Source organism: Plantibacter flavus, from assembly GCF_002024505.1.
Classification (GTDB): domain Bacteria; phylum Actinomycetota; class Actinomycetes; order Actinomycetales; family Microbacteriaceae; genus Plantibacter; species Plantibacter flavus_A.
Genome location: NZ_CP019402.1, coordinates 2,278,897 through 2,293,498 on the forward strand (window position 1 = coordinate 2,278,897; position 14,602 = coordinate 2,293,498).

14 protein-coding genes are annotated in these 14,602 nt (G+C 67.9%); 7 read left to right on the top strand and 7 right to left on the bottom strand.

What is annotated here, in order from left to right; genetic code table 11:
* Nucleotide 1: 1 nt before the first annotated feature.
* On the bottom strand, nucleotides 2-493 hold the full coding sequence (locus BWO91_RS10670; RefSeq protein WP_079002547.1) for an NfeD family protein: 492 nt from the start codon (nucleotides 491-493) through the stop codon (nucleotides 2-4).
* Between the two features lie 194 nt (nucleotides 494-687).
* Here BWO91_RS10670 and BWO91_RS10675 point away from each other — a divergent pair, with 194 nt between their 5' ends.
* Nucleotides 688-1,452, top strand: a complete 765-nt coding sequence (locus BWO91_RS10675; RefSeq protein ID WP_079002548.1) for an SDR family oxidoreductase — start codon at nucleotides 688-690, stop codon at nucleotides 1,450-1,452.
* Nucleotides 1,453-1,521: 69 nt separating this feature from the next.
* Here BWO91_RS10675 and BWO91_RS10680 read toward each other — a convergent pair whose 3' ends face one another.
* On the bottom strand, nucleotides 1,522-2,115 hold the full coding sequence (locus BWO91_RS10680) for an HdeD family acid-resistance protein (RefSeq protein WP_167620467.1): 594 nt from the start codon (nucleotides 2,113-2,115) through the stop codon (nucleotides 1,522-1,524).
* A 167-nt stretch (nucleotides 2,116-2,282) separates the two neighbouring features.
* Here BWO91_RS10680 and BWO91_RS10685 point away from each other — a divergent pair, with 167 nt between their 5' ends.
* Together BWO91_RS10685 and BWO91_RS10690 are read left to right on the top strand one after the other, a co-directional pair.
* Nucleotides 2,283-4,655, top strand: a complete 2,373-nt coding sequence (locus BWO91_RS10685; RefSeq protein WP_079003934.1) for an ATP-binding cassette domain-containing protein — start codon at nucleotides 2,283-2,285, stop codon at nucleotides 4,653-4,655.
* 526 nt (nucleotides 4,656-5,181) lie between these two features.
* Nucleotides 5,182-5,760, top strand: coding sequence for a TetR/AcrR family transcriptional regulator (locus tag BWO91_RS10690; protein ID WP_071260255.1), 579 nt, complete (start codon nucleotides 5,182-5,184; stop codon nucleotides 5,758-5,760).
* Between the two features lie 21 nt (nucleotides 5,761-5,781).
* On the opposite strand, the gene BWO91_RS19660 is transcribed toward BWO91_RS10690, so the two are convergent.
* The 5 genes from BWO91_RS19660 to trpD all read right to left on the bottom strand — a co-directional run bounded on the left by BWO91_RS19660 (nucleotide 5,782) and on the right by trpD (nucleotide 9,626).
* On the bottom strand, nucleotides 5,782-6,006 hold the full coding sequence (locus tag BWO91_RS19660; RefSeq protein WP_133059937.1) for a hypothetical protein: 225 nt from the start codon (nucleotides 6,004-6,006) through the stop codon (nucleotides 5,782-5,784).
* An 84-nt stretch (nucleotides 6,007-6,090) separates the two neighbouring features.
* A complete protein-coding gene (gene dhaM / locus BWO91_RS10695) occupies nucleotides 6,091-6,801 on the bottom strand; it encodes a dihydroxyacetone kinase phosphoryl donor subunit DhaM (protein ID WP_079002550.1) in 711 nt (236 codons plus the stop codon).
* Nucleotides 6,798-7,442, bottom strand: a complete 645-nt coding sequence (dhaL, locus tag BWO91_RS10700) for a dihydroxyacetone kinase subunit DhaL (protein ID WP_079002551.1) — start codon at nucleotides 7,440-7,442, stop codon at nucleotides 6,798-6,800. The genes dhaM and dhaL overlap by 4 nt, the downstream gene beginning before the upstream one ends.
* Before the next feature lie 4 nt (nucleotides 7,443-7,446).
* Nucleotides 7,447-8,448 (bottom strand): dihydroxyacetone kinase subunit DhaK, encoded by a 1,002-nt coding sequence (dhaK, locus tag BWO91_RS10705; RefSeq protein ID WP_079003935.1) that lies wholly within the window; start codon nucleotides 8,446-8,448, stop codon nucleotides 7,447-7,449.
* Between the two features lie 116 nt (nucleotides 8,449-8,564).
* Nucleotides 8,565-9,626 (bottom strand): anthranilate phosphoribosyltransferase, encoded by a 1,062-nt coding sequence (gene trpD / locus BWO91_RS10710; protein ID WP_079002552.1) that lies wholly within the window; start codon nucleotides 9,624-9,626, stop codon nucleotides 8,565-8,567.
* A 183-nt stretch (nucleotides 9,627-9,809) separates the two neighbouring features.
* On the opposite strand from trpD, the gene ctaE reads away from it, so the two are divergent.
* Genes ctaE through qcrB form a run of 4 tightly spaced genes read left to right on the top strand, consistent with a single transcriptional unit; the run spans nucleotide 9,810 to nucleotide 14,055 of the window.
* Nucleotides 9,810-10,439, top strand: a complete 630-nt coding sequence (gene ctaE, locus BWO91_RS10715; protein ID WP_285039634.1) for an aa3-type cytochrome oxidase subunit III — start codon at nucleotides 9,810-9,812, stop codon at nucleotides 10,437-10,439.
* 18 nt (nucleotides 10,440-10,457) lie between these two features.
* Nucleotides 10,458-11,303, top strand: coding sequence for a cytochrome bc1 complex diheme cytochrome c subunit (gene qcrC, locus BWO91_RS10720; RefSeq protein ID WP_064296976.1), 846 nt, complete (start codon nucleotides 10,458-10,460; stop codon nucleotides 11,301-11,303).
* Nucleotides 11,304-11,338: 35 nt separating this feature from the next.
* On the top strand, nucleotides 11,339-12,424 hold the full coding sequence (qcrA, locus tag BWO91_RS10725; protein WP_079002553.1) for a cytochrome bc1 complex Rieske iron-sulfur subunit: 1,086 nt from the start codon (nucleotides 11,339-11,341) through the stop codon (nucleotides 12,422-12,424).
* A complete protein-coding gene (qcrB, locus tag BWO91_RS10730) occupies nucleotides 12,421-14,055 on the top strand; it encodes a cytochrome bc1 complex cytochrome b subunit (protein ID WP_064296978.1) in 1,635 nt (544 codons plus the stop codon). Before qcrA ends, qcrB begins: the two co-directional genes overlap by 4 nt.
* Nucleotides 14,056-14,602 lie beyond the last annotated feature (547 nt).

Genomic DNA, 14,602 nt, shown 5'->3' on the forward strand with positions numbered 1-14,602 from the left:
ACTACTCCTTCTGCTCGCCCAGCGGTGCCGGGTGGGTCGGGACGGGGACGACGACGGCGGTGGCACCGTCGACGACGGACAGGACGATGCGCGTGCCGGGCTCGAGCGACGACGCGGGGGAGTCGTGCGGGGTCCTGGCGGTCCAGACCTCGCCGTTGCCGAGCTTGACCTGGCCAGCGTGCGGGGTCACCGTCGCGAGGACGATCCCCGGCATGCCGAGGAGTGCGTCGACGTTGCTCCTCGCCGGGTCCGCGCCGCGTTGCAGCGCTCGGAGCAGCGGCGGCCTGACGGCCAACAGGAGGAGGAGGGCGGCAGCGGCCGCGATGAGCAGCTGGAGCCACCATGGAGCGCCGAGGAGGCCGGAGAGCAGCCCGACGGTGCCACCGAGCGCGAGCATGAGGAAGGTGAACTCGAGTGACAGGATCTCGATGATGACGAACACGAGGATGAGGACCAACCAGGCGATCCAGGCGTACTCGGTGATGACGTCCATGGTGCGGATTCCTCCCGGATCGGCTCTCGCGTCTGCCGCCTCGCAGTCCGGGGGAGCGCGAGACGGTGCGCCGGTCGGGTTCAACGCTATCAGCTGGGCGGAGCGCCGAACCGGATCCGTCTCCCGGTTCTTGGTAAGGTCGTTGGCTGGAACCAGCCGCCGATGAGCGGCCCCAGATCTGAAGGAGCCCTCACGTGACGAACCCCCTGGCCGCCGGATCACTCTCCGGGAAGAACGTCCTCGTGACGGGCTCCTCCCGCGGCATCGGTGCCGACACCATCCGGTACTTCGCCGGTGCCGGCGCCAACGTCGTGATCAACTACCGGAACAAGGAGGCTCGCGCCGTCAAGCTCGCCGACGAGGTGCGAGCCCTCGGTGTGCAGGCCGTGGTGGTCGGAGCCGACCTCACCGACCCCGCGTCGGTCGCCGCGATGTTCGCGACGACGAAGGCCGAACTCGGCGACCTCGACGTCCTGGTGCTGAACGCCTCCGGTGGGATGGAGAGCGGCATGGCCGAGGACTACGCCATGCAGCTCAACCGCGACGCACAGGTGAGCGTCGTCGAACACGCCCTCCCGCTGCTCCGCCCCGGCTCGCGGATCGTGTTTGTCACGAGCCACCAGGCGCACTTCATCCGGACCACGCCGACGATGCCCGAGTACGTGCCGGTCGCGACCTCCAAGCGCGCGGGCGAGGACGCACTCCGGGCCAAGCAGGACCAGTTCGATGCCGCCGGTGTCGAGTTCGTGGTCGTCTCGGGCGACATGATCGAGGGGACCATCACCGCGACGCTCCTCGAACGTGCCAACCCCGGTGCGATCAGCTCCCGCAAGGAGTCGGCCGGTCGCCTCTACAACGTGGGCGAGTTCGCGGCCGAGGTCGCCTCGGCCGCCGTGGACCCGATCCCCGAGGACCACACCCGCTACGTGGGGGACACGAGCGACTTCATCGCCGAGTAGGCGACGATCCCGACGCGACGAACGCCCGGTCCTCGAGGGGCCGGGCGTTCGTCGTCCTGCCAAGCGGGGTCAGCCGGCGAGACCGGCCCGCTTCACCTGCTTACCGAACGTGATCGCCTGGATGATCTCGACGACGCCGGCCGCGATGAGGAAGAACGCGGTGACGAGCAGGAGGGTCACGGCGGCGAGCAGCGGGTTCGCGAGGACGAACACGCCGGCGACGACGCTGATGACGCCGTAGAGGATCGTGATCCACCGCGACACGTCCGGTGCCGAGTCGAACAGCGAAGCCACGCCCTCGACGATCCAGGAGACACCGATCACGAAGACGAGTGCGCCGATGCCGAGCAGCGGATCGATGAAGATGTAGACGCCGGCGGCCAACAGCAGCACACCGAACACGATCGTGAGGACCCGCCAGAGTCCGCCGTGCTCCCGGGCCACGACCCCACGCGCGATGCGGGCGATCCCGGCGATCAGGAAGTAGACGGCGAAGATCCACGCGACGGCGACCAGCGAGGCCTTCGGCGCGACCAGCAGGAAGACACCCAAGAGGATCGTGAGGATCCCTCCGACGGCGAAGGCCCATCGGACACCGGAGATCTGGCTCGCGGTCAGCTTGGCGGAGTTCAGCGTGTAGGTGGTGGTGGACGGTTCGGACATGGTCGGCTCCTGACGGTGTACAGTGCAGCGCTCCCGAGCAGACGGGGTGCGTTCCACCAGTGTGACGCATTCACACAGGTGTTTCACAGCATGACCTTCCATGTCGCGCGGATCCAGTGTCGATCAAGGCGAGACGCCGGCCGATGACGACGGATACGCTGATCGCCATGACCGAGACGCCGATGCACACCAGGGCCGCTGACAGCCACGACGTCATCCGGGTCAGGGGTGCCCGCGAGCACAATCTGCGCGACGTCGACGTCGACCTCCCCAAGCGCCGCCTCACCGTGTTCACGGGCGTGTCCGGCTCGGGGAAGAGCTCTCTCGTCTTCGGGACGATCGCCGCCGAGTCACAGCGGATGATCAACGAGACCTACAGTGCCTTCGTCCAGGGCTTCATGCCGTCGCAGGCACGGCCCGACGTCGACGTGCTCGAGGGACTCACCACGGCGATCATCGTGGACCAGGAGCGGATGGGCGCGAACTCGCGTTCGACGGTGGGCACGGCGACCGACGCGAACACCATGCTGCGCATCCTCTTCAGTCGGATCGGAGACCCGTCCATCGGCTCTCCACAGGCCTTCTCCTTCAACGTCGCCTCGATCAGCGGCGCCGGAGCGGTGACCATCGAACGTGGGGGACAGAGCACGAAGCAGCGGCGGAGCTTCTCGATCACCGGTGGCATGTGCCCGCGGTGCGAGGGGATGGGGACCGTGAACGACATCGACCGTTCCCAGCTCTACGACGCCACGAAGTCGCTCAACCAGGGCGCGCTCACGATCCCCGGCTACACACCCGACGGCTGGGGTGTGCGGATCTTCACCGGATCCGGATTCCTCGACGCGGACAAGCCCATCCAGGACTACACGGAGCGGGAACTCCATGACTTCCTCCACAAGGAGCCGGTGAAGGTCAAGGTCGGCGACATCAACATGACCTACGAGGGCCTGATCCCGAAGGTGCAGAAGTCGTTCCTCTCGAAGGACCGTGAGGCGATGCAGCCGCACATCCGCGCATTCGTCGACCGCGCCGTCACCTTCACCATGTGTCCGGCGTGTGAGGGGACCCGCCTGAGCGAGGGCGCACGGAGTTCGCGCATCGCCGGTCGGAACATCGCCGAACTGTGCACGATGCAGATCAGCGACCTCGCGGCGTGGACCCGGGCGCTCGACGAACCGTCGGTGCGCCCACTCCTGACGGTCCTCCAGGAGACGCTCGACTCCTTCGTCGCCATCGGGCTGGGGTACCTGTCACTCGACCGCACGACGGGCACCCTCTCCGGTGGGGAGGCGCAGCGCACGAAGATGATCCGCCACCTGGGGTCGTCGCTCACCGACGTGACCTACGTGTTCGACGAGCCGACCGTCGGACTGCACCCGCATGACATCCAGCGGATGAACGAACTGCTCCTGCGGCTCCGCGACAAGGGGAACACCGTCCTCGTCGTGGAACACAAGCCGGAGACGATCACGATCGCCGACCACGTCGTCGACCTCGGTCCCGGAGCCGGGACCGGCGGGGGACAGGTGACGTTCCAGGGGACGGTGGACGGCCTCCGAGCGAGCGACACGCTCACCGGACGCCACTTCGACGACCGCGCCACGCTCAAGACAGTGTTGCGTCGACCGACCGGTGTCATCGAGATCCGTGGCGCCGACCGGCACAACCTGCAGGGCGTCGACGTCGACGTGCCGCTCGGCGTCCTCGTGGTCGTCACGGGTGTCGCCGGCTCGGGCAAGAGTTCGCTCATCCACGGCTCGGTCGCCGGGCGTCCCGGTGTGGTGACGGTCGATCAGAGCCCGATCCGCGGCTCGCGTCGCAGTAACCCGGCGACGTACACGGGTCTGCTCGAGCCCATCCGCAAGGCGTTCGCGAAGGCCAACGGGGTCAAGCCGGCGCTGTTCAGCTCGAACTCGGCGGGAGCCTGCCCGAACTGCAACGGCGCAGGTGTCGTCTTCACCGATCTCGGCGTCATGGCGAGCGTCTCGACCGTCTGCGAGGTGTGCGAGGGCCGCCGGTTCGATGCTTCCGTTCTGGAATATCAGTTGGGGGAGCGGGACATCAGCGAGGTGCTCGCGATGTCGGTGACGGAGGCCGAGGCCTTCTTCGCCGACGGGCCGGCCCGGACGCCCGCCGCGCACCTCATCCTGGCGAGACTCGTGGACGTCGGGCTCGGTTACGTCAGCCTCGGACAGCCGTTGACGACCCTGTCAGGAGGCGAACGACAGCGACTCAAACTGGCGACGCAGATGGCCGACTCGGGCGAGGTCTACATCCTGGACGAGCCGACGACGGGCCTGCACCTCGCTGACGTGGAGAACCTGCTCGGACTCCTGGACCGACTGGTGGACTCCGGCAAGTCGGTCATCGTCATCGAGCATCATCAGGCGGTCATGGCGCATGCGGACTGGATCGTCGACCTCGGACCCGGCGCAGGTCACGACGGCGGACGTCTGGTGTTCACCGGGACGCCCGCAGCGCTCGTCGCCGATCGCTCGACGCTGACCGGAGAACATCTCGCTCGGTACATCGGCTCCTGACGCGCCCCGGTCATCGTCACGATCCTCAGGTCGGTGATGCATGCCGACGTGACCCGATCCGGCCCCGCTCGCGGCGGGCTAAAAGGAGCCGATAATGCACATTATGTCAACTTAGCTTCATCCGGCATGCCAAGCCGCCCGTTCCGGAGGTCCTGCCCCAGGGTCGTCACCGCGTGGATCCGATCGTGCAGGTGCGACTCGGCGAAGATGCTGTCGACGTGCATATCCACCGCGGGGGCGATGGTTGGAAGCGCCGGACATCACGCGATCCGACAGCCCGACGACGATGCACCCGTACACCTCGAGCTCACGCGGGCAGGGCGGGTCCGGCAGGTGGACTGTCCCGCCTGCTCCCCCATGATCGCCCGGCCGTCCACAGGACGGCGGAGTGCTCGATGAGAACCACCGGCGCTCCACACTCCGAGCTGCGCGCAACAATCGATCGGAACAGAAATCGCCTCTGATCTGGTCCGAATTCATAGAGTGCGTGCGCTAGAGTAGGCGCTCTAGGAATATGGGAGCAGACATGCCGAGGATCGTCGACCCACAGCGGTTCACCGCGCGCCAGACCGCGATCCTCGCTGCGGCCTACCGCTGTTTCGCGGCCGAGGGATATGAGACCACGTCGACGGCGGACATCTGCCGGGCGGCGGACATCTCCTCGGGGACCCTGTTCCACTACTTCCCCACCAAGCTCGACATCCTGGTCACCCTGTTGCGGGTGAGCGCCGCCTGGACCGAGGAGCAACTCCACCTCGCCGCACGGGCCGGGCCTGGGCGACCCGCCTTGGCCACCTACCTCGGCACACTCGACCGCCAGCGGGCTGCCGACCAGACGGCCGGTTTCGCTCGCGCGGTCCAGGGCATGGCGCACGTCCACGACGTGGCGGCCGTCCTCGACGTCGAGCGGGACATGGTCGACCGCTTCCTGCTCGACCACATCACCGAGGCGGTTCGCACCACCGCAGCCCGCTCCGACGCCACACCGGAGCAACTCGTCCGATGGGTGCGCTGGCTCATCGACGGCAGTGCTCTCCACGAGACGTCGGCGTCGCGCGAAACCGGTGTCAGTGTCGCCGTCCGGTCGTTGCTCCTCCTCGGATGACGGCTCAGGCCAGCGGGGTCGTCAGGCCGACGGAGCAGGTCGATCGGGGTCCTGGTCCCAGAGCGGCATCCCGAACTCGTTGACCGGGACGGCGGACTGCGCCGGGTCCGGAAGCCGCTCCCCCGTCGGGCAGGTCATGAAGTGATCGTGCCCGGAGGAACGGTCGAAGGTGTGCTCGGCGAGCGGATGGCCACAGACCGTGCACTGGCGGTCTTCGGTGTCCGACGTCTTCGTCTGCTCGTTCATGCGGGTCATGCTACGCCGACCGTCGGCGTCGACCACCCCGTTGCGCACGGGGCGCCGACCTGCTTCCGCCCCGAGCGCGACCCGTCAGACCTCTCCGAAGCCGGATTCGATGAGCGACGCCAGTGCCCCGATGGCATCCTCCGCATCCGGACCGTCCGCCTGCAGCTCCACGACCGCCCCTTTGACGAGGCCCAGTGACATGATCCCGAGCAGGCTCTTGGCGTCCTTCCCGTTCACGACCACCTTGGCCGCGAACGTGCTCGCCAGCTTCACGAACTCCGCAGCGGGTCGAGCGTGGAGCCCGTCCTTGTTCCGCAGGGTCACGGAGGCTGCGGCGTGGGGCGCCGTCGGGTCGTCGGACCCACCCGCCCGAGTCGCCTCGTCGGCGCCGTGCCGGGCAGGGTCACCGCCGGCTGCCGACCGCGCGGCGTCCACGACCTCGTCGAGCGTCGCGCCGGTCTGCGCGGCCACGGCTGCGGCGACCCCGCCTTCGACGAGCGGGGCGTCGACGATGCGTACCCGGCCTCGGACGTCGTCGTCGAGGAAGTCGAGTGCCGTCTCAGCGGTCAGGATCGCCGACCCCAGATCGCACAGCACCACCACCCCGGCCCCGGAGTCCACGGCTGCGATCCCGGCGGAGACCAGCTCGAAGCTCGTGCCGATCCCTCCGTCATCGGTACCACCGGCCGCGGCGAGGGCCGCGTCGGGCGCCATCTGCCGGGCCAGGGCGATGAGCCCCTCCGCGATCAGCGCGCTGTGCGAGACGAAGACGAGGCCGACGGCTCCCCCGCTCATGCAGCGCCCTCCTCAGCGGCCGCCGCCGCAGCTTGCAGGAGATAGGAGGTGGACTGCGCCCCAGGGTCGCGATGCCCGACGGCCCGTTCACCGAGGTAGCTGGCGCGACCCTTGCGGGCGACGAGCGGCTCGGTCGCCGCGGCGCCACCCCACGCGGCGTCTGCAGCGGCTGCCAGCACCCGTGCCGGCGACTCCCCCGCTGCCGCCGCAGCGGATGCAGCGTCGACGGCGGGCGTCCACGCGTCGACAATGGTCTTGTCGCCGACCTCGGCCTTGCCACGGAGCACGATCCCGTCGCGCGCCGCCGTCAGCAGGGCGACGACGCCATCGGCGTCGAGATCCTCCTGACCGGCCACGGCGATCGACGCCTTGAGCAGCGCGGTGCCGTACAACGGGCCGCTCGCTCCTCCGACGGTCGAGATGAGCGTCGTCGCGGCGAGCTTGAGGATGTCGGCGGGTGTCGCATCGTCAGGCTGCTCGTCGAGCTTCGGCAGGATCGCGGAGAACCCGCGGTCCAGGTTCTCGCCGTGGTCGCCGTCCCCGATGTCACGGTCGAGCCTGATCAGCTCCACGCGATGTTCCGCGACGACCGCCGCACTCCCCCGCATCCAGGCGATCGCCCAGGCTCCGTCCAACCCCATCCGTCTACCGTCCCCACCGGAGCGCCGCGGTCTGCACCGGGGCGTCCCACAATTCGATCAGTTCGTCGTCGAGTTTCAGGAGGGTGATCGACACACCCTGCATCTCGAGGCTGGTCGTGTAGTTCCCCACGAGCGACCGTGCCACCTCGATCCCGCGCTCCGCGAGCGCCTCGGCCACACGGCGGAAGACGATGAGCAACTCGACCTGCGGCGTCCCGCCCATCCCGTTCACCAGGACGAGGGCACGCTCGTCGGGTGCGTACGGAAGGTCCTCGAGGATGGCGGCGAGCAGCCGGTCGACGATCCGGTCGGCGGGCTCCAGGGGGATGCGTTCACGGCCGGGCTCACCGTGGATACCGATCCCGATCTCGATCTCGTCGTCGGCCAGGGTGAAACTCGGCTCGCCCGCGTGCGGGACGACGCACGGGGTGAGTGCCACGCCCATCGTGCGGGTGCGCTCGTTGACCTTCGTCGCGAGGTCGGCGACCTCGTCGAGGCCACCCCCGGCCTCGGCACGTGCGCCGGCGAGCTTCTCCACGAGGACGGTGCCGGCGACACCCCGACGCCCCGCCGTGTAGAGCGAATCCTTCACCGCGACGTCGTCGTCGACGATGACCGAGCGCACTTCGATGCCCTCGGCCAGCGCGAGATCGGCCGCGGTCTCGAAGTTGAGTACGTCGCCCGTGTAGTTCTTGACGATGTGCAGGACGCCGGCACCACCGTCGACGGCCTTCGTGGCGGCGAGGATGGGGTCCGGAGTCGGTGAGGTGAACACCGGGCCGGGTACGGCCGCGTCGAGCATGCCGAATCCGACGAACCCTCCGTGGAGCGGCTCGTGCCCGCTTCCGCCGCCGCTCACGATCCCCACCTTCCCTGCGACCGGCGCGTCCGCTCGGGCGATGAACACCGGGTCGAGCGACACGGTGACGAGGTCGGGGTGCGCGGCGCCGAATCCGGCCACCGCCTCGACGACGACGTCCTTGGGATCATTGATGAGCTTCTTCATTGAATCCTCCTGCAAGATCGGTTCGGGTCCGCCGACCGGGTACGCCGGCATCGGGTCTCAACCTACGCGCTGTGGCCCACCGCCGGTAGGGCCGGAGGACCCGGCCACCGCGCGGATCAGCGCGAGCCGAGCGCGCGGGTGGCGTCCACCCAGGCGTCGAGTGTCGCGGTCGCCGCACCCGAGTCGATGACGGCCGCGGCGGACACGAGCGCTGCGGCGAACCGCTCGAGGATCGGCCGCTGGGCCTGCGACGGATCCTCCGACAATTCGAACGCCACGATCCCGGCCGCCGCGTTCAGCAGGACGATGTCGCGGACTGGACCCTCCTCGCCGGCGAGCGTGGCGCGCACGACACCGGCATTGTGTTGGGCGTCACCGCCGATGAGATCGTCGATCGACGCACGTCGGATGCCGAGTTCCCGGGGATCCAGGTCGTGCTCGGTGACGGCTCCGCGGGTGATCTCCCAGAGGTGGCTGTGTCCAGTCGTCGTCAATTCGTCGAGTCCGTCGTCGCCCCGGAAGACGAGGGCGGTCGCCCCACGCGTCTGGAACACGCCCACGAACAGCGGGATGCGGTCGGCGTGCGCGACGCCGACCGCCGACGCCTCCGGGCGGGCCGGGTTGACGAGCGGACCGAGGAAGTTGAAGACCGTCGGCACGCCGAGCTCCGCGCGGACCGCTCCAGCGTGGCCGAAACCGGGGTGGAACGCCGCCGCGTACGCGAAGGTGATGCCCGTCGACGCCAACACCTCCCCCACCAGGTCCGTCGGCAGGGCGAGGTCGACGCCGAGCGCCGAGAGCACGTCACTCGATCCCGAGGCGGAGCTCGCCGCGCGATTGCCGTGCTTGATGACGGGGATGCCCGTCGCCGCCGCGACGATGGACGCGGTCGTCGAGATGTTGACGGTGCCGAAGCGGTCGCCGCCGGTGCCGACGATGTCGAGGGCCCGGGAGGGGGCGACGAGCGGCTTCGCGTGGTCGAGGATCGCATCGCGGAACCCGACGATCTCGTCGACCGTCTCCCCCTTGCGGCGCAACGCGATCAGGAAGCCGGCCAGCTGGGCGTCCGTCACCTGGCCGGTCATGATCCGTTCCATCGCCCACGTCGACTCCGACACACTGAGATCGGTTCCGGCGAGCAGGTCGCCGATGAGCGTCGGCCAGGTCGTGAGAGGCATGTCGACGATCTTACAAGCGCGACTCGCCGACGCCTCGAGCGGCCGGAGAAGGCGAAGATCACATGAATCCCGCAGCAGAACCGAAGATCCCGGTCAGGAAATAAGGCTAGCCTTACTGATCCGAGCGTGCTCGCCGCCGCCGAAATGCGAAAAACCGCTCCGGCTTTCGGCCATAATGGAGGGGTGACGAGCACCTCAATCAACCTTGCGCCGAGCGCGCCCCGGATCAACCGACCGAACACGGTCGCGGTTGGAACGATCGTCTGGCTGGGCAGCGAGGTCATGTTCTTCGCCGGCCTCTTCGCGATCTACTTCACGCTGCGATCGATGGCTCCCGAACTGTGGGCGGCCGAGGCCGGTCGCCTGAACGTCCCGTACTCGACGATCAACACGATCATCCTCGTGTCCTCGTCGTTCACGTGCCAGTTCGGCGTCTTCGCAGCGGAGCGCATGCAGCCCCGCATGACCGGCTGGAGCCCGCGCAAGTGGGGCATGGTCGAGTGGTTCTTCCTCACCTACGCCCTGGGTGCCGTGTTCGTCGCCGGGCAGATCCTCGAGTACGCGACGCTCGTCAGCGAGGGCATCTCCCTCAGCTCGAACGCGTACGGCTCGGCGTTCTACCTCACGACCGGCTTCCACGGCCTGCACGTGACCGGCGGCCTCATCGCCTTCCTCCTCGTGATCGGCCGTGCCTACGCCGTCAAACGATTCGGCCACAAGGAGGCGACGAGCGCCATCGTCGTCTCGTACTACTGGCACTTCGTCGACGTCGTGTGGATCGGCCTCTACTTCGTCATCTACATCCTGCGCTGACCCGGAATGACTGCCTCCATGAAGACTGACCCCACCCAGACGACGACCACCAAGGCGTCCAAGAAGGCCGCCCGTGCCACGCGCAAGAGCGGCCGCCGCAGCCCGTTCGCCTCGGCGGCACTGCTCGCGATCGGCCTCCTCGTGACCGGAGGCGCCTACGCAGCCGTCAGCGTCAGCACGGCCAGCGCCGAGCCCGTCGCCGCCGCCAAGTCGCAGGCCTCCGTCGACGAGGGCGAGAAGCTCTTCTCCGCGAACTGCGCCACCTGCCACGGCCTCGACATGCAGGGCACGACCGCCGGACCGAGCCTCCTCGGCGTCGGTGCCGCCGCCGTCGACTTCCAGGTCGGCACCGGCCGGATGCCGCTGCAGAACCAGGGCCCGCAGGCCCCGGAGAAGCCCGTGCAGTTCACCGAGGAGCAGATCTCCTCCCTCGCGGCCTACGTCGCCTCGGTCGCCCCCGGCCCGGAGATCCCCGAGGAGCAGTACCTCGACGGCGAGGGCGACGCCTCCAACGGCGCCCAGCTGTTCCGCATCAACTGCGCGATGTGCCACAACGTCGCAGCCGCCGGTGGCGCCCTGACCGAGGGCAAGTACGCTCCCTCGCTCGTCGGCGTCAGCGCCGCCCACATCTACGAGGCCATGATCACCGGCCCGCAGAACATGCCCGTCTTCAACGACATGAACCTCTCCCCCGAGGACAAGCGCGACATCATCACCGCGCTCAAGTTCATGGAGAAGAACCCGTCACCGGGCGGCAACGACCTCGGCTCGCTCGGCCCCGTCTCCGAGGGCCTGTTCCTCTGGATCTTCGGCCTCGGCTCGATCGTGGCCCTCACCGTCTGGATCACCGCGAAGTCGAACTGACCGACGCGGATCGACAACACGTAAGAAGGAGCACCATGGCTCACGACAACTCGAGCGGCTCGGGTCACCCAGCCGCCGACTCGTCTGCCGATCCGTCCGCCCACGGGCAGGAGCTGCAGGTCGCGACCGGTACCGGGGTCATCTCCCGCGATGCCGTCGTCGACCCCGGCCTGCCTCCGCACCGGAAGCGCGTCACGGACCTCGACCCCAAGAAGGACAAGCGGGCCGAGCGCGCCGTCTACACCCTCTTCTACCTGTCGATCGCCGGCAGCGTCTGGGCGGTCGCCGCCTACATGGCGTTCCCGATCGAGCCCGAGGACATCGCCTCGGTCCGTCTGAACAACCTGTTCATCGGTCTCGGCATGGCGTTGGCCCTGCTCGCGATCGGTATCGGTGCCGTGCACTGGGGCAAGGCCCTCATGCACGACGAGGAAGGCATCGACTACCGTCACAAGGTCGGCGGCAACCAGGTCAGCCGCGATCGCGCGGTGGAGATCATGCACCAGGCGAACGTCGAATCCGGCATCGGTCGACGCGCGCTCATCCGCAACAGCCTCATCGGTGCCCTCATCGTCTTCCCGCTCCCGGGCATCGCGCTGTTCCGCGGTCTCGCGCCCTACGACGAAGACCCCGTCGAGCTCATGCAGCACACGATGTGGAAGGAAGGCACGCGCCTCGCCCGTGACCCTTCCGGTACGCCCATCAAGGCGTCCGACGTGACGCTCGGCAGCGCGTTCCACGTGATCCCCGAGAACCTCCACGAGGCCGACCACGTCCTCAACGAGAAGGCGAAGGCGATCGTGCTGCTCATGCGGCTCAAGCCCGAAGACCTCGTCGAGGAGGAGTCCAAGAAGGACTGGTCCTACGACGGCATCGTCGCCTACTCCAAGGTGTGCACGCACGTCGGTTGCCCTGTCGCGCTCTACGAGCAGCAGACGCACCACCTCCTCTGCCCCTGCCACCAGTCGCAGTTCGACGTCACGAACCACTGCGCGGTCATCTTCGGACCGGCCGCCCGGCCGCTTCCGCAGCTGCCGATCACCGTCGACGACGAGGGCTACCTCGTCGCGCGGAGCGACTTCCACGAACCTGTCGGCCCGAGCTTCTGGGAGCGTCATTGAGCACCTCGACCGCAACACGCGCCCCTGAGCAGGCCAAGGCCGCTCCGGCGAAGAGCTCCGGTGGATTCACCGGCGCTGCAGCGAACTACCTCGAAGAGCGGACGTCCATCTCGGTCGCCGTCAAGGAGTTCGGCCGCAAGATCTTCCCCGACCACTGGTCGTTCCTCCTCGGCGAGGTCGCGCTCTACAGCTTCGTCATCATCCTGCTGTCGGGCTCCTTCCTCACCTTCTTCTTCCAGGCATCGATGGCGGAGGTCCACTACGACGGGTCCTTCGTCCCGCTGAAGAACATCGAGATGTCCGTCGCCATGGCGTCGACGCTCGACATCTCCTTCGACATCCGCGGCGGCCTCCTGATGCGTCAGGTGCACCACTGGGCTGCCCTGCTGTTCGTGGCGTCCATCGGCCTGCACATGCTGCGCATCTTCTTCACCGGTGCATTCCGCAAGCCGCGTGAGCTGAACTGGGTGATCGGTTTCGTCCTGTTCATCCTGGCCATGGCCGAGGGCTTCACCGGATACTCGCTGCCCGACGACCTGCTCTCCGGTAACGGTCTGCGGATCATCGACGGCATGGTCAAGGGTCTGCCCATCATCGGTACGTGGACGACCTTCCTGCTGTTCGGTGGAGAGTTCCCGGGCACCGACATCGTCGGCCGCCTCTACACGCTCCACATCCTGCTCCTGCCGGCGCTGGTGCTGCTCTTCATCGCCCTGCACCTGGTGTTCGTCGTCGTGCACAAGCACACGCAGTTCCCGGGCGCCGGTCGCACCGAGCAGAACGTGGTCGGATTCCCCGTCCTCCCCGTCTACGCGGCGAAGGCCGGTGGCTTCTTCTTCATCGTCTTCGGTGTCGTGATGCTCATCGCCTCGCTGTTCACGATCAACCCGATCTGGAACTACGGACCGTACGACCCCTCCCCGGTCTCGGCAGGTACGCAGCCTGACTGGTACATCGGGTTCGCCGACGGTGCGCTCCGGCTGGTTCCGCCACACCTCGAGTTCGTCCTCTGGGATCACACGTTCTCGTTCAACATCATCCTTCCCGTCCTCGTCCTGGGTCTGTTCATCGTCACGGTGTTCATCTACCCGTTCGTCGAGGCGTGGATCACGGGTGACAAGCGCGAGCACCACATCCTCGACCGTCCGCGCAACGCGCCGACCCGCACCGCGATCGGTGCTGCCGGTGTCACGTTCTACGCCGCCCTCTGGGCTGCTGCGAGCTCGGACATCATCGCCACCCACTTCAAGGTGACGATGGAGGGCGTGATCCACACGCTGCAGGCGATCCTCATCCTCGGACCGTTCATCGCCTACTTCATCGCGAAGCGCACCTGCCTGGCGCTGCAGAAGAAGGATCGCGAGATCCTCCTTCACGGCTACGAGACCGGGCGCATCGTCCGCCTCCCCGGTGGCGAGTTCATCGAGGTCCACGAGCCCGTCGACGAGTACGAGCGCTGGCGCCTCGCGAGCTACGACGACCACAAGCCGTTGATGATCCGTCCGAACGCCAAGGGCAAGATCACCGGTGTCCAGAAGGCTCGCGCCGCGATGTCCCGCTGGTTCTTCGAGGATCGGATCGCTCCCGTCACGAACACGGAGATCGAACGTTCCCACGGCGACCACCACTAGGCGGATCCCACTGGAAAGCCCCGCAGTCCTCACGGACTGCGGGGCTTTCGTCGTTCTCCGGCGGGGATCGTGGAACTGTGCTGCGACACGACGCGGCGACAATGGAGGTCCGTGCCGTCCCGCTCCCCCGCTCTCCGGGCGCGGAAGGCCGCTGCGGGCGGTATGAGCACGTCGACAAGCTTCGGAGACCTGTGATCGCTCACCGCGGTCCAGCGCCCTTCCTGCGCGACCGCAGACGATGTGAGCCTGTCGACCGGCTCCGGGTCCGACGTTCCCGTCCCAGGGTGATCGGGACCGTAGAGAGGAGACACCGGACGACGCCTGCCCTTCGACGGGCTCAGGACCGAGGGACGGCCTACGCCAGGTCTGTTCGCGCGCACGCTGAGTCCGCTGAGGGCGGCGTGTGCCTCTCGACAGCTTCAGGGACCGACGGGCGCTCGCCCGGTCTACAAGGCGTGAGGAGGTGTCACCTGAATACGGCTGCCACCGTGAAGTCTCGACGAAGCGAAGGGTGACGCTCATGACCTTCAGGGGCGGTCCCCGCACC